The sequence below is a fragment of the Angustibacter speluncae genome (assembly GCF_054777815.1).
In genome coordinates this window covers 58,383-84,444 of the sequence record NZ_BAAHAF010000163.1, presented here as the reverse complement: position 1 = coordinate 84,444, position 26,062 = coordinate 58,383, and the positions used below count along the sequence as shown (strand labels likewise).

Sequence of the window (26,062 nt, the reverse complement as noted above, 5' to 3'; positions counted from 1 at the left end):
CCGGCACCGCAGCCGGCCGCCCAGCCGGCACCGCAGCCGGTCGCCCAGCCCCAGCCGCAGCCCGCACCCCAGCCGCCGCAGCAGCGGCCGAGCGGGCCGACGGTGGTGGCGCGCATCCTGCTCGGGAGCGTCCCGTCGTCGACGGGGGAGGTGCTCGCCCCACTCGACCCCGCGACGGCCGGGCGGATGGCGAACGTCCCGCCGGTGCCGCAGCTGGTGCTGCCGGTGAACGGCGTCGACGTGGACCTCGGGGTGCACACCTCGCCCGTCCCGGCCGACGCGCTCGGCCCCGACCTCGGCGTCAGCCCGCTGCGGCAGACGCTGGAGCCGGCCGTCGCCGCCCACCGGGCGCACGTGAGCGTGACCGTCCCCGTCGGCGCCGACTGGCGGTCCTCGCTCACGGTCTTCGCGAACGTCGTCGCCCGGCTGCTCGACCGCGACGACGCCAAGGCCGTCTGGCTGCCGCAGCAGCGGCTGCTCACGACCGACGTGATGTTCCAGGGCGACGTGCACACCCGTCCCGAGCTCGTCTTCGCGCGCGTGCACGCGATGTGGGAGGCGGGCCAGGGTGGCCCGTCGATCGGGTTCACCCAGGGCCTGGCCGCGCTCGGCGGCACCGAGGTGCAGCTCGGCGCGAACGGGGTCGCCCCGGCGCAGCTGTTCGAGGACCTGCGTCGGGCCGTCGCCGACTCCCTCGCCGCCGGCACCCTCCCCTCGGCCGGCGGTCGCCTCACCGTCGCCGGCTACTCCCTCGGCCTCGTCCCCTCGACCAGCCGGGTCACCGGCGGACCGGTGCTCGAGCTCCGCGCCTGACCGATCACGGCGGGTCGGGGTCGGGCGCGCGCCAGCGTCGTCCGGTGGCGCGGGCGGCGCGGACGTCGTCGTGGAAGGTGTTGCGCAGCAGCGCCCCTGGTGGGTGGCCGTAATGGCGTGGTGGTCGGAGCACGGGTCGGCCGTCGCGGACCAGCAGCTGCCAGCCGTGCTCGGGTTGGGCGTGGATCTGGGTGTGGTGCCGGGTGCAGAGCAGCGCCAGGTTGTCGATCGTGGTGGGGCCGCCGCGTGACCACCAGATGACGTGGTGGGCCTCGCACAGCGCTGGGGGTGCGGTGCAGCCTGGCCACACGCACCCGCCGTCCCGAGCGGCCAGCGCAGCGCGCTGGCCCGGGGTGGCGAGCCGGCCGAGCGTGCTCATCGACACCACCCGCCCGCACGACAGCATCACCTTCTCCAGGATGGCGTCGCAGACCAGCCGCGCCAGCGTGCCGGGCGAGACCTCTTGCCCGGTCGTGGTGGTGGCGCTCTGCTGGTCGGCGTCGACGTGCACCACGACCCGCGGCACCGCGGCTCTGATCTGGTCGGCTCCGGGCACGGCCGTGGCGGCGAGCTCTGCCATGGTGACCAGGGCGTCGGCGCGGCGCTGCCCGCGGGTGCGCACGTCGGGGTCGCCGCCGGTGCGCAGGTCGTGGCGGTCCTGCTCGGCGATCGCGTCCAGGGTCGCGGTGAACGCCAGCCCGGCGGCGGGGTCGAGCTGGCCGCAGACCAGCACCATCCCGGTGGTGTCCGTGGTGACGGCGACGTGGCGGCGTTCGTGGGCGAACTCGTCGTACCGGTCGGCACCGTCGGGCAGCAACGTGTCGAGAAGGTGCTGCGCCAGCTTCTCGGCGGACTTGGGGTCCCACTCGGTCGCCCGCGTGGTCAGCTCGGCGTCGAGCTCGTCCCGCCGCTCCCGCACCAGCTGACGCGGCAGCCGCTGCAGGCACGCCCGCGCCACGGTGACGTGCTCACGGGTCACCTGCCCGGCCGTCCACGCGGCGCCGAGCCCGCGCAGGTCACCGGTCTCCGGACACGTCACCGCCGCGTTCTCCAGGTCGGCCTTCGCCCGTCCACCCGAGACCCGGCACCGGTCGGTCAGTACCGCCTTCGTGACGGCACCACGACGGCCGCGGGCGTCCGGTGCCTCCCTGGTCACTGACTCCCGCAGCAGCGCCGCCTTGGCCGCCGACAGCCGCGCCTCCTGCACCGTGATCGCCACGATCCGCTCGCGCACCTCGGCATCCGACAGCGACCACAACGGTGCACCGAGCAGGTCGTCGAGACCGTGGCGGACGAGGGTCAGCCCGACGTGCACCGCACTCTCGACCTGCCCACCCGCAGCCCCCACCGACATGCCTCAACTGTAGGTGGCACCACTGACAGTCGTTCTGCTGCAGCGGATCATGCAGTTGCGCAGACCACCCGGTCCTCGTCGGACCCGCCCGCGTCGCGGGTGGCCTGGGTGCCGCCGGAGTAGGCGTCCGACAGCCGCCGGTACGGCCGGCTGCACAGCGCGGCCACGGTCACGGCCAGACCGACCAGGCCGGCCAGGACGAAGACCAGTGCGATGCCGCGGTCGGCGCCGGTCCCGAACCAGCCGCCGATGAGCCGCGCCCCCGCGCCGTCGGTCATGAACGGGATGACGGCGAACTGGGTGACCGGCGCGATCAGGAACGCCGTCAGCGGCGACGCGGCCTGCTCGACGCTCTGGGCGAACCCGAACACCCTGCCCTGCCGCTCGAACGGGACGACCCGCTGCAGCACGGTCTGCTCGGCGGCCTCGGCGTACGGCATCACGAACATGAACACCAGCATGCAGACCGCCAGTAGCACGATCGACGAGCGCAGCGGGAAGACCACGCTCACCGTCCAGAGCAGCAGGTTCACCAGCAGCAGCGTCCGCACGGGGTTCGACCCGACGCCGGTGCGCGCCACCAGCAGCCCGCCGACGATCACGCCGGCCGACAGCACGCCCCACAGCAGCCCCCACGCCTGCACCGACACCAGCGACAGGCCGTAGGCGTCCATCAGCGCCATGAACGTCCCGCCCAGGAAGTTGTTGAAGCAGGAGAACACGATCAGCGCCATCAGCCCGGGGACGCCGCGCACGATGCGCAGCGTCCCGCGCAGGTCGACGCCGTGGCCGTCCTCACCCTTCGCCTGCGCGGCAACCGTCTCCGGGACGTCCAGCCGCGACACGTGCACGAACGACACCGCCAGCACGACGAGCGCGAGCAGCAGCGCCGACCGCATCCCGTCGTACGCGACCAGCAGGCCGCTCACCACCGACGTCACCAGGAAGGACACTCCGGAGGCCGTCCCCACGAGCCCGTTCGCCCTGTCGCGCAACGCCTCCGGGACGAGCAGCGTCACCATCGTGGGCAGCGCGATCGAGCGCAGGTTGCCGGCGATGACTCCGAGCATGAGCACCACGACGAACGTCCACAGCACCGGGCTGGCGGGGTCGCGGAACGTCGCCGGCGGCGCCACCAGGTAGATCGCCAGCGCGACCGCGTAGAAGGCCCCCGACACCACCGCCGACAGCTGCAGCACCCACTGCTTGCGGTGGTGGTCGACGACGCTGCCGAACCAGATGCCGGTCGAGGCCGTCGCGACCAGGAAGACACCGGCGATCAGGCCGGTGGCGAACACCGACCGGGTCTCGAGGTACACCCAGAACGTCACGGCGAACCAGACGGTGAAGTTCACGACCGACACGACGAGCGCGCTGGCCACGACGTGCGCGAACACGCGCTGGCTGCCGTGCCGCAGGTCGAGCCGGGCTCGCGGGGCGGTGCCGGTGGCGCTCATCGATGCTCCTCGGGGGCGTGCGGGTCGGACAGGAGGTGGACCGGGCGGCGCCGACGAACTCATCGGCGCCGCCCCGGCACCCCGTCGTCCGCACGCTAGGAGCTCGAGCCGACTTCAGGTCAAGCGACGGCGTGCTCCAGGTAGTGCACGTTGTGCATCACGCCGAGGACGTTGCCGAACGGGTCGACGAACGAGGCCGTGACGAAGCCGGGGCCGTGCTCGGTGCGCGGCAGCAGCGGCGTCGCGCCCGCAGCCGTGAGCGCGGCGATCGCCGCGTCCAGGTCGTCGACCGCCCAGTGCAGGACGACGCCGCCGGGCGTCGCGTCCGCCGGGAAGGGCGACCAGCGGCGGTCGATCAGGCCGAGCTCGGTCTCGCGGTCGCCGAACCGGAACTCGAGGTAGGCGGGGACGCCGTCGTCGCCGTCGCGGCGGTAGTACGGCTCGATCCCGAGCAGGTCGGCGTACCAACGGGCGGCGGCGGCGACGTCGTCGACGTACAGGTTCACGGTGGCGGGTCCACGCAGCATCGGAGGTGTCCTCTCGTCGGTGCGGCCCCGGCGGGGTCCGCGCTCGACACCCACGCAACCAGGCAAAGCGCTCACGTCCTGAGCACTTTGTCTGCCAGTCTCGGGACGTGCGCGCCGACCGTCTCGTCTCGACCGTCCTGCTGCTGCAGGCCCGCGGACGCGTGACGGCGGCCGAGGTGGCCGCCGAGCTCGAGGTCTCGGTGGCCACGGCGCGCCGCGACCTGGAGGCGCTGTCGTCGGCCGGCGTGCCGGTCTACCCCCAGCCGGGGCGCGGCGGCGGGTGGCAGCTCGTCGGCGGCGCCCGCACCGACCTCACCGGGCTGACCGCCGGCGAGGCCGAGGCGCTGCTGGCGCTCGTCGGACGCGCGACCGGAGCCGACCCGCAGGCCGTGTCCGCCGTCCGCAAGGTCGTGCGCGCCCTGCCCGCCACGTTCCGCGAGGTCGCCGAGGCGTCCGCCGACGCCGTGCTGGTCGACCCGGGTCGCTGGGGCGCCCGACCGGACGACGCGCCCGGCCCGCTCGCCGCGCTGCGCGCGGCCGTCGTCCACCGCCGCACCGTCCGGCTCGCGTACCGCTCGCGACAGGGCGCCCCGTCGACCCGCGAGGTCGACCCGCTCGGCCTGGTCGACAAGGACGGCACCTGGTGCTTGCTGGCGCGCACGGCGGACGGCCGCCGGACCTTCCGCGTCGACCGGATCGGCGAGGTCGTCGCCACCGGCGCGACCTTCGAGCCGCCGCGCGACCTCGACCTCGCCGAGGAGTGGACGGCGACGGTCACCGCGGTCGAGGCGCACCGGTCCGCCGTCCGCGCGCGGGTGCGGGCGCCCTCGCGGCTGCTGCCCGTGCTGCGCACCCACTTCGGCACCTACCTCGACGACGTCGAGGACGACGGCACGCACGTCCGCGCGAGCGTCGGCGCGCACTCGGTGACCGGCCTGGCCGAACAGCTCGCCGGCTGGGCGCTGCACGTCGAGGTGCTCGACCCACCCGAGGTGCGTGCCGAGCTCGCGCGCATCGGCGCCGCGCTCGTCGCGCGCCACGGACCGCCGCCCTCGTAGGGTGCGGCGCGTGGCCCTCATCCACCGCGCGACCCTCGACCCGTCCAAGCTGGACCTGCTGCGCGCCTGGCTGCCGTCGCGGCCGTGGTTCCCGGCCGGCGCCGAGGTCGAGCCCCTCGGCGCGTACCGGTTCGACGACCCCGACGGCGAGGTCGGGCTCGAGGCCTTCCTGCTGCGGGCCGGCGACGTCGTCCTGCACGTCCCGCTCACCTACCGGGCGTCCGCCCCGGACGTGCCCGACGAGCACCGGCTCGGCACCACCGAGCACTCCGTCCTCGGGACGCGCTGGGTGACCGACGGCTGCGCCGACCCGGTCTGGGTGCGCGAGCTGGTGCGCACGGTGCTCACCGGCGGCGCGCAGGCCGTCGAGGAGGTCGAGACCGACGGCGTCCTCGTCCCGCGCGACCCGAGCGCGACCGCCCGGGGGAGCGGCGCGCCGGGCACCCCGGTCCCAGACGTCACCGACGTCGTCGTCGAGGACGGCCCCGACTCCACCCGCGTGGTGGCCGGCGCGGCCGGCGTCTCGGTGGCGCGCGTAGTGGGCACGGCCCCGCCGGCGACGCGCACGCTGACCGCCACCTGGACCGGCGGGTCCGCGGTCGTGGCGGCGGTCGACGTCCCGGGCTGAGACGCGTCCGGCCTGCGACCGGTCCGACCTGCGGCCCGGCCGGGCCGTTCCTACGCTGCGGTAGCAGGCCCATCCCGACGAAGGAGACGACGTTGATCTTCATCACCGCCACGTTCCCCGTGCTGCCCGAGCACGCCGACGCCTGGCCCGAGATCTCGCGCGCGTTCACCGAGGCCACCCGCGCCGAGGAGGGGTGCCTGTGGTTCACCTGGTCGCGCGGCCTCGACGACCCCACCGAGTACGTGCTGGTCGAGGCGTTCCGCGACGGCGACGCCGGCGCGGCCCACGTCGGGAGCGACCACTTCCGGGCCGCGCAGGCCGAGCTGCCGCAGTACCTCGCGGCGACCCCGAGGATCGTCAGCCAGGAGGTCGACCAGGACGGCTGGTCCGAGCTCGGTGAGATGCGCGTCGAGCGCTGAGTCGGCGCTCAGTCCGCCAGGAGCCGCTCGACCGTCTGCACGAGCGTGCCTCGCTGGCCGGACGCGCTGAACGACGGGTCGGACGCGAGCCGGCCGAGGTAGCCGTCGAGCACGAGCAGCACCCACGCGGTGAGCGCCGTCGCCGACAGGTCGGTGCGCACCTGCCCGGCCCGCTGCGCCGCGAGCACGAACGGGCGCAGGCCCTGCGACTGCGCCCGCTCGTCGTCCGCCAGCGCCTCGGCGACGTCCGGCTCGGTCATCACCGCCCCGACCGCCCGGACGAACCCCGGCATCCGCGGGTCGGTGACGTCGTCCGCCGTCCGGCGCACCCAGTCGAGCACCACCGTGCGGGCGTCGTCGCGGCCCTGCTGCGCCTCGAACCACTCGCGCGTCTCGCGGGTGCCGAGCTCGAGCAGGCCGACCAGCACGGCGGCCTTGGTCGGGAAGTAGTGGAAGAAGGTGCCCGAGCCGATCCCGGCCGCTCGGCAGATCGCCGCCGTGGTGGTGCCGTCGTACCCGCGCTCGGCGAAGCAGGTGAAGGCGGCGTCGATGATCACCAGCCGCCGCATCGCATGCTTGGCGGGGTCGACCGTGCGGGCCATCGGGGCACCTCCTCCCCACGATCCTATTCCTAGAGCAGCCACTCGGGTAATGTGGTCGGCATGGCCGAGGTGGAGCGGTGGACGCTGGAGCGCGACGGGACCTCGCACGTCGTCGAGGTGACCCCGACGGGCCTCGGCCGCACGATCACCTGGCACCGTGGAAGCGAGGTCGTGCTCGAGCGCAGCACCTGGGACGACACGGTCCGGCTCGTCCCCGACGACCAGGGCGCCGGAGCGGTCCGGTTGCGGTTCGGTGCGTTCGGGCCGGCCCGGCGGGTCACCTGGTACGACGGGACGGGTGAGCTGGACGCCGCGACGTCCGCCGAGATCGGGGTGGGAGGTGTCGACCTGCTGCCCGAACCCGGGTCGCGGGCGGCCAGGCGCGACGAGTGGATCGACGCCCACCCGCGGCTGCACACCGCGCGGCGCACCGCGGTGGCGGTGGTGGGCGTGCTCGTGCCCCTGCTGGTGGTCTGGCTGCTCGGGCGGTTCGCGCTGCCTGCGATCCCGTGGCCCGACTGGGACCTGCCGCGCATCCCCTGGCCCGACCTGCCGAGCATCCCGTGGCCGCAGATCGACCTGCCGCAGCTCCCCTGGCCCGACTGGTCGCTGCCCGACTGGACGCTCCCGCCGTGGCTGGCGTGGGTGCGCGACCACGCGAGATACGTGACCCCGGTCGCGGTCGCGTTCGTGGTGGCCCAGGCCGAGGTGCGGCGCCGCCGCCGGCAGCGCGAGCAGCGCGAGTCGGCCGCGGCCACCGGTCGTGACGACGCGTCCGACCGCGTCGACCTGACGCACCGGTCGTGACGGACGGCGGGTCCGGACGGCGGGTCCGGCGCGGGTCAGACCACGCAGAGCTCGTCGCCCTCGGGGTCGGCGACCACGACGTGGTCGAGGTCGCCGTCGGGGCCGTCGTGGCGCGCCAGGACCGTCCCGCCCGCCGCGACGAGGCGGTCGACGTGCGCCTCGATCAGCCGCGTCCGCTCGGCGGGGTCGACCGTGCGGCCCCCGGACACCTTCACGTCGAGGTGGATGCGGTTCTTCGCCGTCTTCGGCTCGGGGACGCGCAGGAAGCTGATGCCCGGACCGCTGCCGGTGGGGTCCTGGATCGACTCGCCGCTGTCCCACTCGTCCTCGGGGACGCCCATGTCGCGCAGCCAGTCCTCCCAGGTCGTCCACCCGGTGGGTGGCGGCGCGGGTTCGTACCCCAGCGCGACGCACCAGAACGCCGCGAGCACAGCGGGTTCGGCGCAGTCGAAGGTCAGGCCGATCTCGGGACGGGTCACAGGAACGTCCTCCCCTCGCCGCGGTACGTCGGGACCGCGCCGACGTACCGGCGATCCTGCACCAGGTGCAGCTCGTCGACGCGCTCGCAGGCCTCACCGGCCTTGGCGTGCCGGAACCAGACCCGGTCGCCGACCCGCAGCGACGCGGCCGGCCGACCGCGGACGGGCGTCTGCACCTCGCCCGCGCCCTCGGTGCCGATCAGCCGGAGGCCCGGCGGCAGCACGGGCGTCGGCAGCCGGTCGCGCCCAGCCGGCCCGGACGCGATCCAGCCGCCGCCCGCCACCGTCACCACGTCCGGCGCCGGACGGCGGGTGACGTCGAGCCCGAGGAACATCGCCGGACGCGCGCGGAACGCGTCGTACCGGTCGAACAGCGTCGGCGCGTACAGCCCGGACCCGGCCGCGACCTCGGTGACGGCGTCCTCGGCCACGGTGGTCTCGATGCTGCCGGTGCCACCGCCGTTGACGAACCGCAGGTCGGCCACCTCGCGCACGGCCGCGACGACCGCCGCGCGACGCCCGGCGAGCTCGGTCACCGACCGCGCCTTCACCGCGCGCACCGCCGGCCCCCGCAGCGGCGCACCGGCGGGGCGGTCGGCCAGCCCGGCCACCTGCCCCTCGTACGCCATCAGCCCCACCAGCTCGAACCCCGGACGCGCCACGACGGCCTTGGCCAGCGCCACCGCCTCGTCGACCTCGTGGACGGGGGACCGCCGCGGCCCGAGGTGCACCCGCCCACCGAGCAGCCGCAGCGACGCGTCCAGGTCGAGGCACACCCGCACCCTCGCCCGGTCGGGCACGTCGGCGACCGCCCGATCGACCAGGTCGAGCTGCTCACGGCCGTCGACCATCACGGTCACCCGCGAGGCCGCGACCGGGTCGGACGCCAGCCGCCGCAGCGCCGCCCGCTCGGTCGAGGGGTAGGCGACCACCACGTCGGGCACCGACTCCGCGAGCCACAGCGCCTCGGCCACGGTGTACGCGAGCACCCCGGCGAAACCCGGGCGCGCCAGCACCCGGTCGAGCAGCGCCCGGCACCGCACCGACTTGCTCGCCACCCGCACCGGGGTGCCGGCGGCCCGGCGCACCAGCGCGTCGGCGTTCGCGTCGAAGGCGTCCAGGTCGACCGCCACCACAGGCGCGTCGAGGTGTCCGGTGGCGGCGTCCAGGTCCGCGCGGGAGATCACGCGCCCGACACTAGGGCGTGTCTCCCGATCCCTGGCCTGCTGCGCGACACCCGGCGGGCACCTCGCTGCGTTCTCGTCGGTCGCGATACAACACCGGTATCACTCCCTCCTCGGCCTTGCGATGCACTCCGCCGGGCGACGCTCGCGACGGCCACGGATCGAGAGACACACCCTAGGGGAAGACGGCGTTGACTTGGGCGATCGCCCAACTCCATCCTGGACGCCACCACGGAAGGGGGCGGTGTGGCCGCTCGGCAGGGATGGACGAACTGGAGCCGCACCGAGCGGGTCGACGACGTCGAGGTCGTGACCCCGCGCGACGTCGGCGAGGTTTCCGAGACGCTGCGGCGGGCCGCGGCCTCCGGCACCGGCGTGCGCCCCGTGGGCAGCGGGCACTCCTTCACCGGCCTCGCGACACCACGCCGGCCCGGCGACGTGCTGCTGCGGCTCGACCGGCTCGACGCACCGCTCGACGTCGACACCACGACGGGGCTGGTGACCGTGCAGGCCGGCATGCGCCTGCACGCGCTCAACCGCGGTCTGGCCGCCCGCGGGCTGGCGATGACGAACCTCGGCGACATCGAGGAGCAGACGGTCGCCGGGGCCATCGGCAGCGGGACCCACGGCACCGGAGCGCGTTTCGGCGGCCTGGCCACCCAGGTGCGCGGGCTGCAGCTCGTGCGTCCGGACGGCGAGGTGCTCGACTGCTCGCCGACGCAGCACCCCGAGGTGTACGACCTCGCGCGCATCGGGCTGGGTGCGCTCGGCGTCGTCACCGCGGTCACCCTGCAGACCGAGCCGCTGTTCGCGCTGCACGCCCGGGAGGGTGCCGCCCCGCTCGACGAGGTGCTCGAGCGGTTCGACGACGACTGCGCCGCAACCGATCACGTCGAGTTCTACTGGTTCCCCCACACCCGGCGGACGCTGACCAAGCACAACGTGCGACGTCCGCTGGAGGCCGGGCTCGACCCGCTCCCGCCGCTGCGGCACTGGTGGGACGACGAGCTGCTGTCGAACGTCGCGCTCGCCGCCCTCGTCGGCGCCGGTCGGCGGGTGCCCGCGCTCGTCCGCCCGTCGACCCGGTTCGCCGCCGTCGCGCTCGGCGCGCGCGAGTTCACCGACCTGTCGTACCGGGTGTTCACCTCCCGCCGCGCGGTGCGGTTCGAGGAGATGGAGTACGCGGTGCCGCGCGAGGCCCTGGTGCCGCTGCTGCGGGCGCTCGCCGACGCCGTCGACCGCAGCGACTGGCGGATCGCGCTGCCCGTCGAGGTGCGCGTCGCCGCCGCCGACGACGTCCCGCTCTCGACCGCCTACGGGCGCGACGTCGCGTACGTGGCGGTCCACGTCGCGCCCGGGTCTCCCGACCGCGCCGCGTACTTCGGGACGCTGGAACGGCTCGCGGGCGAGGTCGGCGGCCGGCCGCACTGGGGCAAGCTGCACGGCCTCGAGCACGAGCGGCTGCGCGAGCTGCACCCGCGCCTGGACGACGTCGTCGCGCTCCGCGAGCGGCACGACCCGCAGGGCGTGCTCGCCAACACCCACCTCGACCGGGTCCTCGGGCGGGTGCCGAGCACGGTGAGCGGGTGAGCACCGGGGCGGCCACGGCGGTCGGTGCGCCGCCAGTGACCCGCGGCTGGACGACCCGGTACGCGCTCGTCTGGCTCGGCGTCTGGCTCGCGCAGCTGGTGCCGGTGCAGCTGCTGCTGCCCGACCAGCTCACCGTGGTCGACCCCGCCGGTCGCGAGCAGGCGTTCGGCCTCATCAGCGGCGGCGTCGGGCTGCTGTCGGCGCTGGTGCTCCCCGTGATGGGAGCGCTGTGCGACCGCACCCGCTCGCCCTGGGGACCCCGGCGCAGCTGGGTCGCGGGCGGACTGCTGGTGCTGGCCCTCGGCCTGGTGCTGACCGGCCGGCAGGACACGGTCTCCGGCGTCGCCGCCTGCTGGGTGGTCGCCTCGCTCGGGTTCTGCGCGGCGACCACCGGGCTGACCGCCGTCGTCGCCGACCACGTCCCCGAGCGGCAGCGCGGCCTGGCGTCCGGGGCGATGTTCGGGCCGCAGGCGGTCGGCATCGTGCTCGGGCTCGTCGCCGTCGGGTTCGTCGAGGGCGCGCCCGCCCGCTACGCCCTCGTCGCGGGGCTGCTGCTCGTGCTCTCGGCCGCGTACGTGCTCGGCCCGCGCGAGGCCGAACCGGTGCTGCAGCCGCCGCCGCTGCTGGTGCAGCTCGCACCGCGGTCGGTGCTCGGCGGCCTGCTGGTCGACCCGCGCGAGCACCCCGACTTCGGCTGGGCGTTCGCGGGCCGGTTGCTCGTGCAGCTCGCCAACGCGCTCGGGACCACGTACCTGCTGTTCTTCCTGCGCGACGGCGTGCGGGTCGCCGACCCCGAGGGTGCGCTGCTGCAGCTCACCCTGCTGTACCTCGTGGCGACCGTCGCGGCGACCGTGGTGGGTGGCTGGGTCTCCGACCGCACCGGTCGCCGCCGGGTGTTCGTCGCCGTCGCGGCGGCGCTGCAGGGCAGTGCGGCGCTGCTGCTCGCCGTCGCACCGGTCTGGTCGGTCGCGCTGGTCGCGGCGGTGCTGCTGGGGCTCGGCTACGGCGCGTTCGTCTGCGTCGACCAGGCGCTGGTGACCGCGGTGCTGCCTGCCGCGTCCGACCGGGCCAAGGACCTCGCCACGATGAACGTCGGGTCGGTCGTGCCGCAGGCGGTGGGCGCGTTCCTCGCAGCGCTGCTGGTGACCCGGGTGGGTGGCTACCCCGCGCTGTTCGCCGCGGCCGGGCTGCTCTCGCTGGCCGGGGCCGTCCTGGTCTACCGGGTGCGGTCGGTGCCGTGAGCCGCGTGGGTGAGCAGCAGGTCGAGCAGCGTCGTGAGGGTCGCGCGCGCGGCGCCGGTGTCGCGGTCGGCGAGCCAGGTGGTCGTCACGCCGTCGGTGACCGTCACGACGAGACGCGCCAGGTCGGGGACGGGCACGGCCCACGCGCTGCCGCTGAGGTCGGCCACCTGCTGCAGCACCCACGCGGCCGCCTCGTGGTACATCGCGTACTGGGCGGCGGCCAGGTGCTCGAGGCCGGGGGACCGCAGCGCGAGGTGGTTCAGCTCGAACAGCACCTGCTCGTGCCCGGGGTGCGCCACGAGGTGCTGCAGGAACCCCTCGGCGGCGTCGGCCATCGTCGCGCGCAGGTCCTTGCCCGGTCCGAGCGCCTCGTCGACCGACAGCCGCTCGGACGCCGAGAGCCGTTGCACGACGAGGGCGATCATCTCGTCCCGCGAGGCGAAGCAGTAGTGGAACGTCGACACCCGCATGCCGGCCTCGGCCGCCACCGCGCGGGTCGTCGCCGCGGCGACGCCGTCGCGGGTCATCAGCCGGACGGCGGCGTCGAGCAGCCGCTCGCGCCGCTCGTCCGCACTCATCCGGCCCACGGGCCGCAACGTACCAGCGCCAGGGGAGGAGCGACGTGACCGACGAGTACCCCCAGCTGCCAACCGGTTTCGTGTTCGGGACGAGTACCGCCGCCTACCAGGTCGAGGGCTCGGTCGCCGCGGACGGGCGTCGTCCGAGCACCTGGGACGTGTTCGCCGCGCAGCCCGGCCGCGTCGTCGACGGGACGAGCGGCGAGGTCGCCTGCGACCACTACCGGCGCGTGGACGACGACGTGGCGCTGATGGCCGACCTCGGCGTCGGCGGGTACCGGTTCTCGGTGGCGTGGCCGCGGGTGGTCCCGGAGGGCACCGGCGCGGTGAACGGCGCCGGGCTCGACTTCTACGACCGGTTGGTCGACCTGCTGCTCGAGCGCGGCATCGCGCCGATGGCGACGCTGTACCACTGGGACCTGCCGCAGCCGCTGTCGGCGGCGGGTGGGTGGCTCGAGCGCTCCACCACCGACGCCTTCGCCCGCTACGCCGAGGCCGTGGCCGGGCGGCTGGCCGACCGGGTCGCGCACTGGTGCCCGGTGAACGAGCCCGTGATCCAGACCATCCAGGGCTACGCGCTCGGGGTGCACGCTCCGGGCGAGACCCTGCTGCTCGACGCGCTGCCCGCGCTGCACCACCTGCTGCTCGGGCACGGCCGGGCGGTCGAGGTGCTGCGGGCGGCAGGCGCCACGTCGGTCGGGACGGCGAACAACCACACGCCGGTCTGGGTGGCCGCGGACACCGACGACGACCGTGCCGCGGCCGAGCTCTACGACGTGCTGCACAACCGGCTGGTGTCCGACGCGCTGCTCACCGGTGCCTACCCGGCCGGCTGGGACGAGGCGCTGCCGGTGCGGGACGGCGACCTCGCGCTGGTCGGCGCCCCGCTCGACTTCTACGGCGTCAACTACTACAACCCCACACGCGTCGGCGTCGGCGGCCAGGAGTCGCGGTTCGGCGCCGGTGCGGGCCTCGACTCCGACGCGTCCGCGGCGCTGCCGTTCTCGGTCCTCGACGTCGAGGGCTACCCGCTGACCGACTTCGGCTGGCCGGTCGTGCCGGACGGGCTGCGCGAGGTGCTCGTCGGGCTGCGCGACCGGTACCCGGGGCTGCCGCCCGTCCACGTGACCGAGAACGGGTGCAGCGACGGCACGGGCCCGGGCGCCGACGGGGTCGTCGACGACCGGGCCCGGGTCGAGTTCCTGGACGGCCACCTGCGCGCCGTGGCGGCGGCGGTGGCCGAGGGCGTCGACGTCCGCGGCTACTGGACCTGGTCGCTGCTCGACAACTGGGAGTGGGCGGAGGGCTTCACCCAGCGGTTCGGGCTCGTGCACGTCGACTTCGGCACCCAGCTGCGGACGCCGAAGCGCTCCGCCGCCTGGTACCGGGCCTGCATCCGGGCCCAGGGGTGAACCTCAGCGCATGGTCGCGACGTCGATGACGAAGCGGAAGCGGACGTCGCTGCGGACCACGCGCTCGTAGGCCTCGTTGATCTGCTCGGCGCCGATCGTCTCGACGTCGGAGGCGATGCCGTGCTCGGCGGCGAAGTCGAGCATCTCCTGGGTCTCGGGGATGCCGCCGATCATCGAGCCGCTCACCGACACCCGCGGGTAGGTGAGGCTGCCGGCCTCGATCGACAGCGGGTTCTCCGGCAGGCCGACCTCGACGAAGGTGCCGTTGCGCGCCATCATCCGCAGGTAGCGGTCGAGGTCGAGGTTCGCCGACACGGTGTTGATCACCAGGTCGAAGCGGCGCGCGTTGCGCTCGAACGTCTCGTCGTCGCTCGTCGCGAAGTAGTCCGACGCGCCCATCGCGAGGCCGGCCTCCTTCTTCGACAGCGACTGGCTGAGCACGGTGACCTCGGCGCCCATCGCGGCGGCGAACTTCACGCCGAGGTGGCCGAGTCCGCCGAGGCCGATGACGGCGACCTGCGTGCCGGGACCCGCCTCCCAGTGCTTCAGCGGCGAGTACGTGGTGATGCCCGCGCACAGCAGCGGCGCGGCGACGTCGAGCCCGAGCGCGTCCGGGATGCGGTGCACGAAGTGCTCGTCGGTGACGATGCCCGTGCTGTAGCCGCCCTGGGTGACCTCGCCGCTCGGCAGCACCTCGTTGTAGGTGCCCGTCATGCCCTCGCGGCAGTAGTTCTCCTCGCCGTCGCGGCAGGCGTCGCACTGCCGGCACGAGTCGACGAGCACGCCGACGCCGACCCGGTCGCCGACCGAGAAGCGGGAGACCTCGGAGCCGACCTCGGTCACCGTCCCGGTGATCTCGTGGCCGGGGACGAGCGGGTAGTTCGCCGCGCCCCACTCGTCACGGACGGTGTGGATGTCGGAGTGGCAGATGCCGGCGTAGGCGATGTCGAGGGCGACGTCGCGCGGGCCGACGTCGCGCCGCTCGATGGTCGTGCGCTCCAGCGGGGCGCCGGCGGACGGGGCGGCCCAGGCGGTGACGGTGGTGGTCATGGGTCCATCCTCGCGGTCTACCGTCACCTCGTGCGAACCGGAGGGGTGGTCGCGGCCGCGGCCGCCCTCGCGCTGCTGGCCGCGTGCTCCGGGGGCTCCGGCGCCGGCGTGCAGGCGCCCCCTGCGCGTGGCGTGCTGAGCTACCAGCTCGCCGGCGGCTACGACCCGCCCGCCGGCACCGACCTGGTCGCCCGCGACAGCACCGACGAGCCCGCCGACGGGCTGTACTCGGTCTGCTACGTCAACGCGTTCCAGACCCAGCCCGGCGCCGACCTGGACGCCCTCGACCCCCTGCTGCTGCACGACGGCGACGAGCGGGTGGTCGACCCGGACTGGCCCGACGAGGTGCTGTACGACACCGGCACGCAGGAGCAGCGCGGTCGGATCGCCGACCTGGTCGACCGCACCTTCGCGACGTGCGCGGACAAGGGGTTCGACGCCGTCGACCTCGACAACCTCGACTCGTTCACCCGCTCCCGCGGGATGCTCGACCTCGACGACAACGCGGCGCTGGCGGGCCTGCTGGTGCAGCGGGCGCACGACCGCGGGCTGGCGGTCGGGCAGAAGAACGCCGCCGAGCACACCGCCCGGTTCCGCGAGACCGGCTTCGACTTCGCGCTCGTCGAGGAGTGCGCGCAGTACGACGAGTGCGGGGCCTACCTCGACGCCTACGACGGGCTCGTCTACGGCGTCGAGTACACCGACGCGCAGGGGACGCCCTTCGAGCAGGCGTGCGAGCGGTGGGGCGACCGGATCGGCCTGACCCTGCGCGACCGCGACCTGGAGCCGGCCGGCGCCGCCGAGCACGTCGAGCGCGGCTGCTGACCGCCGGCTACAGCCGGTCGGAGCGGCGCCAGATGTCGTGCATCGCCCACGGGACGCCGACCAGGGCGAGGACGACGACGCCGACCCAGCCGCCGGTGGCGAAGTGCTGGAGGAAGAACCAGAACGGCAGCAGCACGAGCAGGCTCATCACGATGCGGCCGCGCAGGCCGAAGGTGACGTCGGTGCTCGCGAACCGGCTCGTCGGGCGCGACGACTCCCGCCGGGTGCGGGCCTGCTCCGCCACGCTGGTGGTCTCGCGCCGCTCGGTGGCCAGGACGGACTCGGCGTCCGTCGGCGGCGCGAACCGCGCGTCGGTGACCGGGCGGTGGCACAGCGAGCACCACGCGGCCGACTCGGGCACGGCGGCGCCGCACTCGCACGTCGTCGTCACGTGCGAACCATCGGCGTCCGTCCGGGTGCGCTTGAGGGGAAAGGCGGGGACCTGTCCCGGTTCGCGCTGCCACGATGGTGCGGTGCTGCTGACCCTGACCTCGACCGCGACGGACGCGACGTCGATGGGCTTCCTGCTGCACAAGCACCCCGACAGGGTGCAGTCGTTCCGGCAGGCCGTCGGGACGGCGCACGTGTTCTACCCGGAGGCGACCGACGAGCGCTGCACCGCCGCCCTGCTCCTCGAGGTCGACCCGGTCGCGCTGGTGCGCGGCCGGCGTCCCGGTGAGGCGGGCGCCCTGTCGCAGTACGTCAACGACCGCCCGTACGCGGCGTCGTCGATGCTCGCGGTCGCGCTCGGGTCGGTCTTCCGCACCGCGCTGCAGGGCCGCTGCACGGCCCGCCCCGAGCTGGCCGGGCAGGCGCTGCCGCTCACGGTGCGGGTCCCGTCGCTGCCCGCGCGCGGCGGCCCCGACGCCGTCCGCCGCGCGTTCGAGCCGCTCGGCTGGACGGTCGAGGTCGTGCAGCCCGACCTCGACCCGCAGGTGCCCCGGTGGGGACCTGCGCGGCACCTCGACGTGACCCTCACCGGGACGCTCACCGTCGCCGCAGCGCTGTCGCACCTCTACGTCCTGCTGCCGGCGCTCGACGGCACCAAGCACTACTGGGTGAGCACCGACGAGGTCGACAAGCTCGTGCGCGCCGGCGGCACCTGGCTCGCCACCCACCCCGAGCGCGACGCCCTCACCCGCCGCTACCTCGCCCACCGCCGCGAGCTCGTGTCCGACGCGCTCGACCGGTTCGCCGAGCTCGACGACCGTCCCGCACCGGACGACGTGCCCGACGAGGACGTCGCGGCGCAGGCCGAGCGGCGGGAGCCCCTCGTGGCCCACCGCGTGCGCGCGGTCGTGCAGGCGCTCGACGACGTCGGCGCCCACCGCGTGGTCGACCTCGGCTGCGGCGAGGGCCGGCTGCTGCGCGAGCTCGTCCGCCACGCCCGCTTCAGCGAGCTCGTCGGGGTCGACGTGTCGGCCCGCGACCTCGAGCGGGCGGCCCGCCGGCTGCGGCTCGAGCGGATGGGAGACCGCCAGCGCGAACGGATCTCGCTGCGGCAGGGATCGGCGACCTACCGCGACCGCGGCCTCGAGGGCTACGACGCCGTCGTGCTGATGGAGGTCGTCGAGCACGTCGACGCCGAGCGGCTCCCCGCGCTCGAGCGGTCGGTCTTCGGCGCGGCCCGCCCGGGTGCTGTCGTCGTCACCACCCCGAACGTCGAGCACAACGTCGTCTACGACCTGCCGGACGGATCCCTGCGCCACCCCGACCACCGGTTCGAGTGGACGCGGGACGAGTTCTCGCAGTGGGCGTCCCGCGTGGCCGCGACCTACGGGTACGACGTCGAGCTGCGGGGCGTGGGCGAGGAGCACCCCGACCACGGGGCGCCGACCCAGCTCGCCGTCTTCCGGCGGACGGAGGTGCCCGCATGAGGCGGATCACGCTGCCCGACCTGTCGCTGGTCGCGCTCGTCGGCGTCTCCGGCGCCGGCAAGTCGACGTTCGCGCAGAAGCACTTCGGACGCTACGAGGTGCTCTCCAGCGACACCTACCGCGGCATGGTGAGCGACGACGAGAACAGCCAGGACGCCACGACCGCGGCGTTCGACGCGCTGCACCACGTCGCCGGCCTGCGCCTCGACGCCGGGCGGCTCACCGTGGTCGACGCCACCAACGTGACGCGCGAGGCGCGCCGGAGCCTGGTCGAGATGGCCCGCGCCCACGACGTGCTGCCGGTCGCGGTCGTCCTCGACGTCCCGGTCAAGGAGGCGGTGCGGCGCAACGCGTCCCGGCCCGACCGCGACTTCGGCGAGCGCGTCGTGCGACGCCACCACGACCTGCTGCGGCGGTCGCTGCGCGGCCTCGCCCGCGAGGGCTTCCGCCGCGTGCACGTGCTCACCGGCGACGAGATCGACGACGTCGAGGTGGTGCGGGAGCCGCTGCTGACCGACCGGCGCGACCAGCACGGCCCGTTCGACGTGGTCGGCGACGTGCACGGCTGCCTGCCCGAGCTGCTCACGCTGCTCGACCGGCTCGGCTACGCCGTGGTCCGCGACGGCGAGGGGCGTGCGGTCGACGCCGTCCCGCCGGACGGCCGGCGCGCCGTCTTCGTGGGTGACCTCGTCGACCGCGGCCCCGACAGCCCCGGCGTGCTGCGGCTCGTCATGGGCATGCACGCGGGCGACCACGCGCTCGTCGTCCCCGGCAACCACGAGCACAAGCTCGTGCGCGCGCTCGACGGTCGCAAGGTCACCGTGTCGCACGGCCTGGAGACCACGCTCGCCCAGCTCGAGGCCGAGCCCGAGGAGTTCCGCACCGCGGTGCGCGACTGGTGCCGCGACCTCGTCTCGCACCTGGTGCTCGACGACGGCCGGCTCGTCGTCGCGCACGCCGGGCTCAAGGAGGCCTACCACAACCGCTCGTCCGGACGGGTGCGCGCGTTCGCGCTCTACGGCGACACCACCGGCGAGACCGACGAGTACGGGCTGCCCGTCCGCTACCCGTGGGCGACCGAGTACCGCGGGCGCGCCACGGTGCTCTACGGCCACACGCCGACGCCGGTGCCGGAGTGGGTGAACGGCACGATGTGCCTCGACACCGGGTGCGTGTTCGGCGGTCACCTCACCGCGCTCCGTTACCCCGAGCGCGAGCTCGTGCAGGTCGAGGCGGAGCGGGTCTGGTACGAGCCGGCGCGCCCGTTCCCGACCGCCGGCGAGGCGGTGGCGTCCGACCGCCCCGACGACCAGCTCGACCTCGACGACGTGCTCGGCCGGCGGTCGGTCGAGACCGCGCACCACGGCCGCGTCACCGTCCGGGAGGAGAACGCGGCCGGCGCGCTCGAGGTGATGAGCCGGTTCGCGCTCGACCCGCGCTGGCTCGCCTACCTCCCGCCGACGATGGCGCCGGTGGCGACCTCGGTGCGCGACGGCGTGCTCGAGCACCCGGACGAGGCGTTCTCGTCCTACGCGGCCGGCGGCGTCGAGGAGGTCGTCTGCGAGGAGAAGCACATGGGCTCGCGCGCCGTCGCGCTGGTGTGCCGCGACAGCGAGACGGCGGCAACGCGTTTCGGCGACGGATCGCGCACCGGGGTCGTGCACACCCGCACCGGCCGCTCCTTCCTCGACGACGCCCTCACCGAGGAGCTGCTGGCGCGGCTGCGCGGCGCCGCCGACCGGGCCGGGCTGTGGGACGAGCTGGCCACCGACTGGCTGCTGCTCGACGCCGAGCTGCTGCCCTGGTCGGCCAAGGCCGACGGCCTGCTGCGCGAGCAGTACGCGGCGGTCGGCGCCGCGGCCCGCGCCGCGCTGCCCCCCGCCGTCGCCGCGCTCGAGCAGGCGTCCGCCCGGGGCCTGGACGTGGCCGACCTGCTGGGCCGCACCCGCGAGAGGGCTGCGGACGCCGAGGCGTTCGTCGACGCGTACCGCCGCTACGTCTGGGACACCGACGGCCTCGACGGCGTGCAGCTCGCGCCATTCCAGCTGCTCGCGACCCAGGGTGCGACGCACCACGACCGCGACCACCTGTGGCACCTCGCGCTCGCGGACCGGCTGGTCGAGGCCGACCCGGTGACCGTGCGCACCACCCGCCGGCTGGTCGTGCGCACCGGCGACCCCGCCTCGTGCGCCGAGGGCGTCGCCTGGTGGGACGACCTCACCGCCGCCGGTGGCGAGGGCATGGTGGTCAAGCCGGTCGCCGGGACGGTCCGCGGGCCGAAGGGCCTCGTGCAGCCGGGCCTGAAGGTGCGCGGGCGCGAGTACCTGCGGATCGTGTACGGGCCCGACTACACCCGTCCGGAGCACCTGTCGCGGCTGCGCGAGCGGCGGCTCGGGCACAAGCGCTCGCTGGCGCTGCGCGAGCACGCGCTCGGGCTCGAGGCGCTGGAGCGGCGGGCCGCGGGCGAGCCGCTGTGGCGCGTCCACGAGGCGGTCTTCGCCGTGCTCGCCCTGGAGTCCGAGCCGGTCGACCCGCGGCTCTGAGTCACGTCCACAGCTGCACGAGCACGAACGCCGCGATGCCGACGCCGGCGACCGCGAACGGGCCGCCGGCCCAGGCCAGGCCCCGCTGGACGCCCTCCGTGGCGCCCGCGCGCTCGAGGTCCTCGCGGACGTCGCGGTAGGCGCTCACCCTGCTCGGCACCGCGGCGAAGGCGACGGTGGCGTACGGCAGCAGCGGGAGCGAGCCGAGCACGGCCCCGAGCACCGGCCCGCCGAGCCGCTCGCCGCCGGTGGCCAGCACCGCGCTGAGGACGAAGACCACGGCGACCGCCGCGACCTGGGTGCCGGCGCCGAGCAGCGCCGCCGCCCACCACCGGCCGCCGCTGGCACGCACCTGCGCCGCCTGCAGCGGTCGCACCCGGTCGAGCGTGACCCACACGAACACCAGCACGGCCACGACCGTGAGCACCAGCCCGACGCGCACGCGCCCTCCCCTCGTCGGCGCCGATCCTCCCGCAGCGGTCGGCGTCCGCTGCGCCAGGCGTGGGGACGGGTGTGACGCAGCCCTCCCCGAAACGATTCGCCGGACACGCTCAGGTCACCTCCCGGAAACGTCGATGCACCACCCTGGGACGACCTGCACGCTGAGCGGGGAGCACGACCCGGGGAGGGACCATGACCGAGATGCACGTGCCGGCGCGCCAGATCAGGCCGTCGGACCACCTGCCGCCGCAGCGCGCGCTGCACGCCACCCGCTACCAGCGCGAGGGGTTCACCGTCGGCCCGCAGGAGTCGGACGTCTCCACCTTCGCCGTGCTGAGCGGGCGGATGGTGCTGCAGGGTCCGCAGGGCCGGCTGACCAGCGTCCCGGCCGACGCCGTCGTGCTGGTGCACCGCCACCAGTAGGACGCGTGGGTCAGCGGGACCGGTGGAGGTCCCGCAGCACGAGCACCTCGGCGCCGTGGTGGATCACCTCGCGCGAGATGTGCAGCACGAGCGCCGCGTAGGGCAGCGGCGCGAACGGGCCCTCGGCCTCGCCGACGGGCGTCCACAGCCGGTCGCCGAGCGCGGCCACCCCCTGCACCCAGTGCTCGTAGCCCGCGTCGAGCTGGGCCAGCGCCTCGTCGGCCGTCCCGGCGTACGCGAAGTCGTCGTAGGCGATCGGCGGGCCGTCGAAGTGGCTGCGGTTGCGCTCGCCGAAGATGCCGACCACCAGGTGCCCGAGCCGCCAGGCGATCGTGGTGACCGGCGGCGGCACGGGCTCGGGCAGCGCGAAGTCGACCAGCCAGTCGCCGCCCCCGGCCGTGATGGGCGCCGACGACGTCCCGCGCGGCCGCACGCCCCAGCAGCCCTCGACGGGCTCCCAGTGGTACTCGTCGTCGGTCAGGCCGTCCAGGCGCGGCCGCAGGTGGTGGTCCCAGTGCCAGGTGAGCTGCTCGAGCAGCTGGGCGCCGACGTCGGTGGGGTTCTCGCGGTCGACAGGGGTCTCGTGGTCCATGGGACCCATCGTCGAACCGAACGCGGACCGTTCCGGTCCGCAACCCGTGCCACCCTGGACGCGTGGGCGAGACGACGCAGCGGGTCCTGACCCTGCTCAGCCTGCTCCAGTCGCGGCCGACCTGGACCGGCCCCGAGCTGGCCGAGCGGCTAGGCGTCACCACCCGGTGCGTGCGCCGCGACGTGCAGCGGCTGCGCGACCTGGGCTACCCGGTGCACGCCACCCAGGGTGTCGCCGGCGGCTACCGGCTCGGCGCCGGCCAGGCGCTGCCGCCGCTGCTGCTCGACGACGACGAGGCGGTCGCGATCGCGGTCAGCCTGCGGCTCGCCACCGAGCTGTCGGCCGAGATGGGCGAGGTCGGGGTGCGGGCGCTCGCCAAGCTCGACCAGGTGCTGCCGGCCCGGCTGCGGGGCCAGGTGCGCGACGTGCACGCGTCCACCGCCTCGATCGAGGTGCCGGCCGCCGACGGCGGGCTCGACGTCCTGCTCGAGCTGTCGCGCGCCTGCGCGGCGGGCGAGCGCGTCCGGTTCGGCTACCGCGCGGGCGACGGCGCCGACAGCGAGCGCCGGGTCGAGCCGTACCGGGTCGTGCGGGCGGCCCGCCGCTGGTACCTCGTCGCGTTCGACCTCGACCGGGACGACTGGCGCACCTTCCGGCTCGACCGCGTGCACGACCTGGAGCGCACGCGCTGGCGGTTCACCCCGCGCGAGGCCCCCGACCCCGTCGAGTACGTGCGGTCCTCGCTCGCGGTCTCGCCGTACCGGTTCGTGCTGCGGGCCCGCGTGCACGCCCCCGCCGAGGAGGTCCGTCGCTCGGTGCCGGCGGCCACGGTCACGGTCACCGCGGACGGCCCGGACGCCTGCCTGCTCGAGTCCGGCGGCGACGACCCCGACCTGATGGCGCTGCACCTCGCCCGGATGCCGTTCGCGCTGGAGGTGCTCGGCCCGGACGCGGTGCGGGACGCCGCCGGTCGTCTGGCTCGCAGGTGCGCCGAGCTCGCCGCGCCTACGGTGGGCGCATGAAGAGCCCCGAGCAGGCCCTCGGCCACCGACGGCGCCTGCTCGACGGGTTCGTCGGGGCCGTCGTCGCGCTCGTCCTGCTCGCCGTGCTCGTGCTCGGCCTGCTCTGGTGGTGGGGACGCTCCGCGGACGCGCCGTCCGTGCCCGACCCGGGCGCCGCGCCGCCGGCGGCGTCCGCGCCGGACGACCTCGGCCCGGACGAGACGTGGCTCGCCGACGTGCAGCTCGGCAGCGGCGACCTGCGCACCCCCGAGGGCGCGCTCGCGGACGTGACGGCCACCGGCACCGACGTGCGGTTCGGCCCGGACGGCATGGTGGCCGGCCGGCTCGACGTCGAGGCGACGGTGCCGTTCGACCGGGTCGCGGCCGGGGTCGGCGACGGCGTCGTGATCGCGCCGGCCGAGGACGGCCAGGCCTCGCTCAGCCGCACCGTCGAGCTGCTCGGCCGCCAGGTCGGCGTCGTCGCCACCGGCACCGTGCGCGCCGAGGACGGCCTGCTGGTGCTCGAGCCCAGCTCGATCGACGTCGGTGGGCCGGACCTGCTCGCGCGCGCCGCCGCCGGCGTCGTCAACGCCCTGGTGACGATCCGCCAGCCGGTCGAGGGGCTGCCGGAGGGGCTCGTGCTGCAGGACGTCGCGGTGGTCGACACCGGTTTCCGCGCCACGCTGGCGGGCGAGGGCGTGCGCCTCGGCGGCTGACGCCGGCTGTCCACAGGCCCCCGGCGGGGGTGCCGCGCGCTCGGGCAGGATGGCGGCGACGAGGGGAGGGCGCAGGTGGCGTTCCGGTACGAGAAGGGCGCGCTGCGGCAGGCGGCGACCAGGCTCGACGACCTGCAGGGCTGGGTCGGCGAGGCGCTGGCGTACGCCGAGGACCACCTGCCCGTGCACGTGCTCGACGAGGGCGTGCTGAACACGATGATGTTCACGCACTCCAGCGTCGAGTCCACGACCACCGACTACCTGCGCGACCTGCAGACGCTGGTCGGCGAGATCGCCACCGCGTTCCGGCAGACCGACCGCACCTACCGCACCGTCGACACCGACCGGGCGCGCGTGCTCGACCACCTGGCCGGGGCGCTGCCTGCCGGCGAGGTCGAGCGGTCCAGGGCCGAGACCGACTTCGTCCCCGACTACTACTGGACGATCACGAACTGGACCGACCCCTCGGTCCACCTCACCGAGCCCGACGACGACCCCGACGTCGGCGGGCCCGACTGGTGGGACCTGCTGAGCCCCACCGCGATCATCAACGACGCCGTCTGGGGCGTCACCGAGTTCGCGGCGACGATCGGCCTGATCGACCACCCGGTGAACATCATCGAGGAGCTCTGCAAGCCGATCTCGGGCGACTGGAACGCGTTCGACCGCGCGGGCGACGCGCTGCGCCACCTCGGCTACTTCCTCGACGGCGCGAAGACCTGCTTCCGCGGCACCGGCAACTCCCTCGACACCGCGTGGGAGGGCAACGCCTCCGACCACGCCCGCGACTACCTCTACGACCTCGCGGCCGACGTCGACAAGGCGGCCGACGAGATGCGCAAGGCGGCCGACGGGTACGAGGACGCCGCCGAGTCGGCCAAGGACTACGCCGACGCGCTCGGCGAGGCGGTCGAGGTCTGCCTCGACACCGCCTCCGCCGCGCTCATCGCCGCCGGCGCCGCCGGCGCCGCCGGGGCCACGGGGTTCGGGCTCCCCATCGCGCTCATCGCCGGTGCGTACGGCCTGTCGAAGATCAAGAAGGTCGTCTCCGCCGTGAAGGCCGCCTTCTCCGCCTACGAGACGTTCAAGGGCGTGAAGTCGGCCTACGACGCCGCCACCAGCGGGTTCGGCGTCGTCAGCGGGTACCTGCCGCTGCCGCCCGTCGGGCAGTCCGACGTGCCGGTGGTGAAGCCGTGAGCGTCCTGCGTGGTCCGGGTCACGACCCCGGGCGCGCCGACCGCGAGCGCGAGCAGGCGGTGCAGGACCGCGTCGAGCAGATGCTGTCCTCGCCCGAGGCGCTCGAGGAGGGCATCGCCCGCAGCGAGGCGGGCGAGTACGCGGGCCCGGACGCCGACGCCCGCTTCGCCCGATTCCTGCGCGAGCAGCCGGACGAGCGCCTGGCCGCGCTCGGCCGCGCCCTCGAGCGCGGCGAGCGGCCGTCGGCCCTGCTCGCGTCCGAGGAGTTCGCCCCGGTCGCGGCCGCGGGGGTGCGCGCGCTGCGCGAGACCGACGGCCGCGAGCTGGTGCGCACCATCGCCGAGCACGACCGCACGCTGCGCCGCGGCTGACCGGCACCGGTGGCGGGCGCCCCCGCGCGGCCGCACCCTGGCCGCATGACGACGACCACCGCTCCCGCACGCCCGACCTCCGCCGACCGGGTGCGCCAGGTCGGCGTCACCGTCGCCAAGGTGCTCTGCGTGCTCGGCACCCTGGTGGGGGTCGGGGTGCTGGGCGAGCGGGTCGAGGAGTCGTCGGGAGGGGCGCTGGCGGCCGACGCGACGCTGCTGGCGCCGGCCGGTCCGGCCTTCTCCATCTGGTCCGTGGTCTACGCCGGTCTGCTCGCGTACACCGTCTGGCAGTGGCTGCCGGGCCAGGCGGCCGCCGAGCGGCACCGCCGCGCCGGCTGGCTCGCCGCCGCGTCGATGCTGCTGAACGCCGGGTGGCTGTTGGTCACCCAGCAGGGCTGGTTGTGGGCGAGCGTCGTCGTCATCCTCGCCCTGCTGGCCGTGCTGACCCGGATCATGCTGCTGCTCACCCGGCACCCGGCTCCCGGCGCGGTCGAGCGGGTGCTCGTCGACGGCACGTTCGGCCTCTACCTCGGCTGGGTGGCGGTCGCCACGTGCGCGAACGTCACCGCGACGCTCGTCGCGTCCGGGGTCGAGCCCGGACGACCGGTGTCGGACGTGGTCGCCGTGGTCGTGCTCGTCGTGGTCGGCGCGGTCGGCGCGCTGCTCGCCCGGGCGCTCGGCGGGCGCCTCGCGGTCGCGGCGGCGATCGCGTGGGGGCTGGCCTGGATCGCCGTCGGGCGGACGTCCGACTCGCCCTCGTCCACCGCGACCGCCGTGGCGGCCGTGGTCGTGGCCCTCGTCGTGCTCGTGGCGACCGGGCTGGCCCGCCGCGACCGGTCCGTGCCGGCCGCGCGGGCGGTGCCGGCCGCCGGTTGAC

Annotated in this window: 27 protein-coding genes and 1 pseudogene; 17 read left to right on the top strand and 11 right to left on the bottom strand. The window is 75.1% G+C overall.

What is annotated here, in order from left to right:
• Window positions 1–813 (top strand): annotated as a pseudogene (locus tag ACYVKY_RS18550) (hypothetical protein); the annotation flags it as partial.
• Window positions 814–817: 4 nt separating this feature from the next.
• Here ACYVKY_RS18550 and ACYVKY_RS18545 read toward each other — a convergent pair.
• The 3 genes from ACYVKY_RS18545 to ACYVKY_RS18535 form a co-directional block, all read right to left on the bottom strand.
• Entirely contained in the window at window positions 818–2,167 is a 1,350-nt protein-coding gene (locus ACYVKY_RS18545) for an HNH endonuclease signature motif containing protein (RefSeq protein ID WP_460436467.1), read from the bottom strand.
• Between the two features lie 47 nt (window positions 2,168–2,214).
• Window positions 2,215–3,624 (bottom strand): MFS transporter, encoded by a 1,410-nt coding sequence (locus ACYVKY_RS18540; protein ID WP_460436466.1) that lies wholly within the window; start codon window positions 3,622–3,624, stop codon window positions 2,215–2,217.
• A 119-nt stretch (window positions 3,625–3,743) separates the two neighbouring features.
• Window positions 3,744–4,151 carry a VOC family protein gene (locus ACYVKY_RS18535; RefSeq protein WP_460436465.1) on the bottom strand — a complete coding sequence of 136 codons (408 nt, stop codon included), beginning with the start codon at window positions 4,149–4,151 and terminating at the stop codon, window positions 3,744–3,746.
• 107 nt (window positions 4,152–4,258) lie between these two features.
• Between ACYVKY_RS18535 and ACYVKY_RS18530 the strand changes: the two genes are divergently transcribed.
• The 3 genes from ACYVKY_RS18530 (at window position 4,259) to ACYVKY_RS18520 (ending at window position 6,256) form a co-directional block, all read left to right on the top strand.
• Window positions 4,259–5,209, top strand: a complete 951-nt coding sequence (locus ACYVKY_RS18530) for a helix-turn-helix transcriptional regulator (RefSeq protein WP_460436464.1) — start codon at window positions 4,259–4,261, stop codon at window positions 5,207–5,209.
• 10 nt (window positions 5,210–5,219) lie between these two features.
• The gene (locus tag ACYVKY_RS18525) at window positions 5,220–5,837 is read left to right on the top strand and encodes a maltokinase N-terminal cap-like domain-containing protein (protein ID WP_460436463.1); all 618 of its coding nucleotides are present in this window, start codon (window positions 5,220–5,222) and stop codon (window positions 5,835–5,837) included.
• A gap of 92 nt (window positions 5,838–5,929) precedes the next feature.
• A complete protein-coding gene (locus tag ACYVKY_RS18520; protein ID WP_460436462.1) occupies window positions 5,930–6,256 on the top strand; it encodes a putative quinol monooxygenase in 327 nt (108 codons plus the stop codon).
• 8 nt (window positions 6,257–6,264) lie between these two features.
• Here the strand turns inward: ACYVKY_RS18520 and ACYVKY_RS18515 are convergent, their stop codons facing one another.
• Window positions 6,265–6,858 (bottom strand): TetR/AcrR family transcriptional regulator, encoded by a 594-nt coding sequence (locus ACYVKY_RS18515; RefSeq protein WP_460436461.1) that lies wholly within the window; start codon window positions 6,856–6,858, stop codon window positions 6,265–6,267.
• A gap of 60 nt (window positions 6,859–6,918) precedes the next feature.
• On the opposite strand from ACYVKY_RS18515, the gene ACYVKY_RS18510 reads away from it, so the two are divergent.
• Window positions 6,919–7,665, top strand: a complete 747-nt coding sequence (locus ACYVKY_RS18510; RefSeq protein ID WP_460436460.1) for a hypothetical protein — start codon at window positions 6,919–6,921, stop codon at window positions 7,663–7,665.
• A 35-nt stretch (window positions 7,666–7,700) separates the two neighbouring features.
• Here ACYVKY_RS18510 and ACYVKY_RS18505 read toward each other — a convergent pair whose 3' ends face one another.
• Window positions 7,701–8,144, bottom strand: coding sequence for a VOC family protein (locus tag ACYVKY_RS18505; protein ID WP_460436459.1), 444 nt, complete (start codon window positions 8,142–8,144; stop codon window positions 7,701–7,703).
• Entirely contained in the window at window positions 8,141–9,331 is a 1,191-nt protein-coding gene (locus ACYVKY_RS18500) for an amino acid deaminase/aldolase (protein WP_460436458.1), read from the bottom strand. Before ACYVKY_RS18500 ends, ACYVKY_RS18505 begins: the two co-directional genes overlap by 4 nt.
• A 243-nt stretch (window positions 9,332–9,574) precedes the next feature.
• Between ACYVKY_RS18500 and ACYVKY_RS18495 the strand changes: the two genes are divergently transcribed.
• Both ACYVKY_RS18495 and ACYVKY_RS18490 read left to right on the top strand, forming a co-directional pair.
• Complete coding sequence (locus tag ACYVKY_RS18495; RefSeq protein WP_460436457.1) at window positions 9,575–10,918, top strand: FAD-binding oxidoreductase; 1,344 nt, start codon at window positions 9,575–9,577, stop codon at window positions 10,916–10,918.
• Window positions 10,915–12,159, top strand: a complete 1,245-nt coding sequence (locus ACYVKY_RS18490; RefSeq protein ID WP_460436456.1) for an MFS transporter — start codon at window positions 10,915–10,917, stop codon at window positions 12,157–12,159. Before ACYVKY_RS18495 ends, ACYVKY_RS18490 begins: the two co-directional genes overlap by 4 nt.
• Here the strand turns inward: ACYVKY_RS18490 and ACYVKY_RS18485 are convergent.
• Complete coding sequence (locus ACYVKY_RS18485) at window positions 12,135–12,737, bottom strand: TetR/AcrR family transcriptional regulator (protein WP_460436468.1); 603 nt, start codon at window positions 12,735–12,737, stop codon at window positions 12,135–12,137. The genes ACYVKY_RS18490 and ACYVKY_RS18485 overlap by 25 nt on opposite strands.
• A gap of 44 nt (window positions 12,738–12,781) precedes the next feature.
• Between ACYVKY_RS18485 and ACYVKY_RS18480 the strand changes: the two genes are divergently transcribed.
• On the top strand, window positions 12,782–14,149 hold the full coding sequence (locus ACYVKY_RS18480) for a glycoside hydrolase family 1 protein (RefSeq protein WP_460436455.1): 1,368 nt from the start codon (window positions 12,782–12,784) through the stop codon (window positions 14,147–14,149).
• A gap of 3 nt (window positions 14,150–14,152) precedes the next feature.
• Here ACYVKY_RS18480 and ACYVKY_RS18475 read toward each other — a convergent pair whose 3' ends face one another.
• A complete protein-coding gene (locus ACYVKY_RS18475; protein WP_460436454.1) occupies window positions 14,153–15,199 on the bottom strand; it encodes an NAD(P)-dependent alcohol dehydrogenase in 1,047 nt (348 codons plus the stop codon).
• A 30-nt stretch (window positions 15,200–15,229) separates the two neighbouring features.
• Here ACYVKY_RS18475 and ACYVKY_RS18470 point away from each other — a divergent pair, with 30 nt between their 5' ends.
• Window positions 15,230–16,024 carry an endo alpha-1,4 polygalactosaminidase gene (locus tag ACYVKY_RS18470; RefSeq protein WP_460436453.1) on the top strand — a complete coding sequence of 265 codons (795 nt, stop codon included), beginning with the start codon at window positions 15,230–15,232 and terminating at the stop codon, window positions 16,022–16,024.
• 7 nt (window positions 16,025–16,031) lie between these two features.
• Here ACYVKY_RS18470 and ACYVKY_RS18465 read toward each other — a convergent pair whose 3' ends face one another.
• Window positions 16,032–16,415 carry a hypothetical protein gene (locus ACYVKY_RS18465; protein ID WP_460436452.1) on the bottom strand — a complete coding sequence of 128 codons (384 nt, stop codon included), beginning with the start codon at window positions 16,413–16,415 and terminating at the stop codon, window positions 16,032–16,034.
• A gap of 82 nt (window positions 16,416–16,497) precedes the next feature.
• Between ACYVKY_RS18465 and ACYVKY_RS18460 the strand changes: the two genes are divergently transcribed.
• Complete coding sequence (locus ACYVKY_RS18460; protein ID WP_460436451.1) at window positions 16,498–17,901, top strand: 3' terminal RNA ribose 2'-O-methyltransferase Hen1; 1,404 nt, start codon at window positions 16,498–16,500, stop codon at window positions 17,899–17,901.
• Window positions 17,898–20,444 carry a polynucleotide kinase-phosphatase gene (locus ACYVKY_RS18455; RefSeq protein WP_460436450.1) on the top strand — a complete coding sequence of 849 codons (2,547 nt, stop codon included), beginning with the start codon at window positions 17,898–17,900 and terminating at the stop codon, window positions 20,442–20,444. The genes ACYVKY_RS18460 and ACYVKY_RS18455 overlap by 4 nt, the downstream gene beginning before the upstream one ends.
• Window position 20,445: 1 nt before the next feature.
• Here the strand turns inward: ACYVKY_RS18455 and ACYVKY_RS18450 are convergent, their stop codons facing one another.
• Entirely contained in the window at window positions 20,446–20,886 is a 441-nt protein-coding gene (locus tag ACYVKY_RS18450; RefSeq protein WP_460436449.1) for a hypothetical protein, read from the bottom strand.
• A 191-nt stretch (window positions 20,887–21,077) separates the two neighbouring features.
• On the opposite strand from ACYVKY_RS18450, the gene ACYVKY_RS18445 reads away from it, so the two are divergent.
• A complete protein-coding gene (locus ACYVKY_RS18445; RefSeq protein WP_460436448.1) occupies window positions 21,078–21,308 on the top strand; it encodes a hypothetical protein in 231 nt (76 codons plus the stop codon).
• 10 nt (window positions 21,309–21,318) lie between these two features.
• On the opposite strand, the gene ACYVKY_RS18440 is transcribed toward ACYVKY_RS18445, so the two are convergent.
• A complete protein-coding gene (locus ACYVKY_RS18440; RefSeq protein WP_460436447.1) occupies window positions 21,319–21,900 on the bottom strand; it encodes a DinB family protein in 582 nt (193 codons plus the stop codon).
• 62 nt (window positions 21,901–21,962) lie between these two features.
• Here ACYVKY_RS18440 and ACYVKY_RS18435 point away from each other — a divergent pair, with 62 nt between their 5' ends.
• The 5 genes from ACYVKY_RS18435 (at window position 21,963) to ACYVKY_RS18415 (ending at window position 26,061) form a co-directional block, all read left to right on the top strand.
• Window positions 21,963–22,922: a helix-turn-helix transcriptional regulator gene (locus tag ACYVKY_RS18435; RefSeq protein WP_460436446.1), complete on the top strand. Its 960-nt coding sequence runs from the start codon at window positions 21,963–21,965 to the stop codon at window positions 22,920–22,922.
• Window positions 22,919–23,617 carry an LmeA family phospholipid-binding protein gene (locus tag ACYVKY_RS18430; RefSeq protein WP_460436445.1) on the top strand — a complete coding sequence of 233 codons (699 nt, stop codon included), beginning with the start codon at window positions 22,919–22,921 and terminating at the stop codon, window positions 23,615–23,617. The genes ACYVKY_RS18435 and ACYVKY_RS18430 overlap by 4 nt, the downstream gene beginning before the upstream one ends.
• Before the next feature lie 75 nt (window positions 23,618–23,692).
• Window positions 23,693–24,814: a hypothetical protein gene (locus ACYVKY_RS18425; RefSeq protein WP_460436444.1), complete on the top strand. Its 1,122-nt coding sequence runs from the start codon at window positions 23,693–23,695 to the stop codon at window positions 24,812–24,814.
• Window positions 24,811–25,185 carry a polysaccharide deacetylase family protein gene (locus tag ACYVKY_RS18420; RefSeq protein ID WP_460436443.1) on the top strand — a complete coding sequence of 125 codons (375 nt, stop codon included), beginning with the start codon at window positions 24,811–24,813 and terminating at the stop codon, window positions 25,183–25,185. Before ACYVKY_RS18425 ends, ACYVKY_RS18420 begins: the two co-directional genes overlap by 4 nt.
• A gap of 45 nt (window positions 25,186–25,230) precedes the next feature.
• The gene (locus ACYVKY_RS18415; protein WP_460436442.1) at window positions 25,231–26,061 is read left to right on the top strand and encodes a TspO/MBR family protein; all 831 of its coding nucleotides are present in this window, start codon (window positions 25,231–25,233) and stop codon (window positions 26,059–26,061) included.
• The last annotated feature ends 1 nt before the right edge of the window (window position 26,062 follow it).

Coding starts and splice junctions, on each gene's coding strand:
- ACYVKY_RS18545 (WP_460436467.1), bottom strand. CDS start 2,167: ATGTCGGTGGGGGCTGCGGGTGGGCAGGTCGAGAGTGCGGTGCACGTC.
- ACYVKY_RS18540 (WP_460436466.1), bottom strand. CDS start 3,624: ATGAGCGCCACCGGCACCGCCCCGCGAGCCCGGCTCGACCTGCGGCAC.
- ACYVKY_RS18535 (WP_460436465.1), bottom strand. CDS start 4,151: ATGCTGCGTGGACCCGCCACCGTGAACCTGTACGTCGACGACGTCGCC.
- ACYVKY_RS18515 (WP_460436461.1), bottom strand. CDS start 6,858: ATGGCCCGCACGGTCGACCCCGCCAAGCATGCGATGCGGCGGCTGGTG.
- ACYVKY_RS18510 (WP_460436460.1), top strand. CDS start 6,919: ATGGCCGAGGTGGAGCGGTGGACGCTGGAGCGCGACGGGACCTCGCAC.
- ACYVKY_RS18485 (WP_460436468.1), bottom strand. CDS start 12,737: ATGAGTGCGGACGAGCGGCGCGAGCGGCTGCTCGACGCCGCCGTCCGG.
- ACYVKY_RS18475 (WP_460436454.1), bottom strand. CDS start 15,199: ATGACCACCACCGTCACCGCCTGGGCCGCCCCGTCCGCCGGCGCCCCG.
- ACYVKY_RS18455 (WP_460436450.1), top strand. CDS start 17,898: ATGAGGCGGATCACGCTGCCCGACCTGTCGCTGGTCGCGCTCGTCGGC.
- ACYVKY_RS18445 (WP_460436448.1), top strand. CDS start 21,078: ATGACCGAGATGCACGTGCCGGCGCGCCAGATCAGGCCGTCGGACCAC.
- ACYVKY_RS18440 (WP_460436447.1), bottom strand. CDS start 21,900: ATGGACCACGAGACCCCTGTCGACCGCGAGAACCCCACCGACGTCGGC.
- ACYVKY_RS18430 (WP_460436445.1), top strand. CDS start 22,919: ATGAAGAGCCCCGAGCAGGCCCTCGGCCACCGACGGCGCCTGCTCGAC.
- ACYVKY_RS18415 (WP_460436442.1), top strand. CDS start 25,231: ATGACGACGACCACCGCTCCCGCACGCCCGACCTCCGCCGACCGGGTG.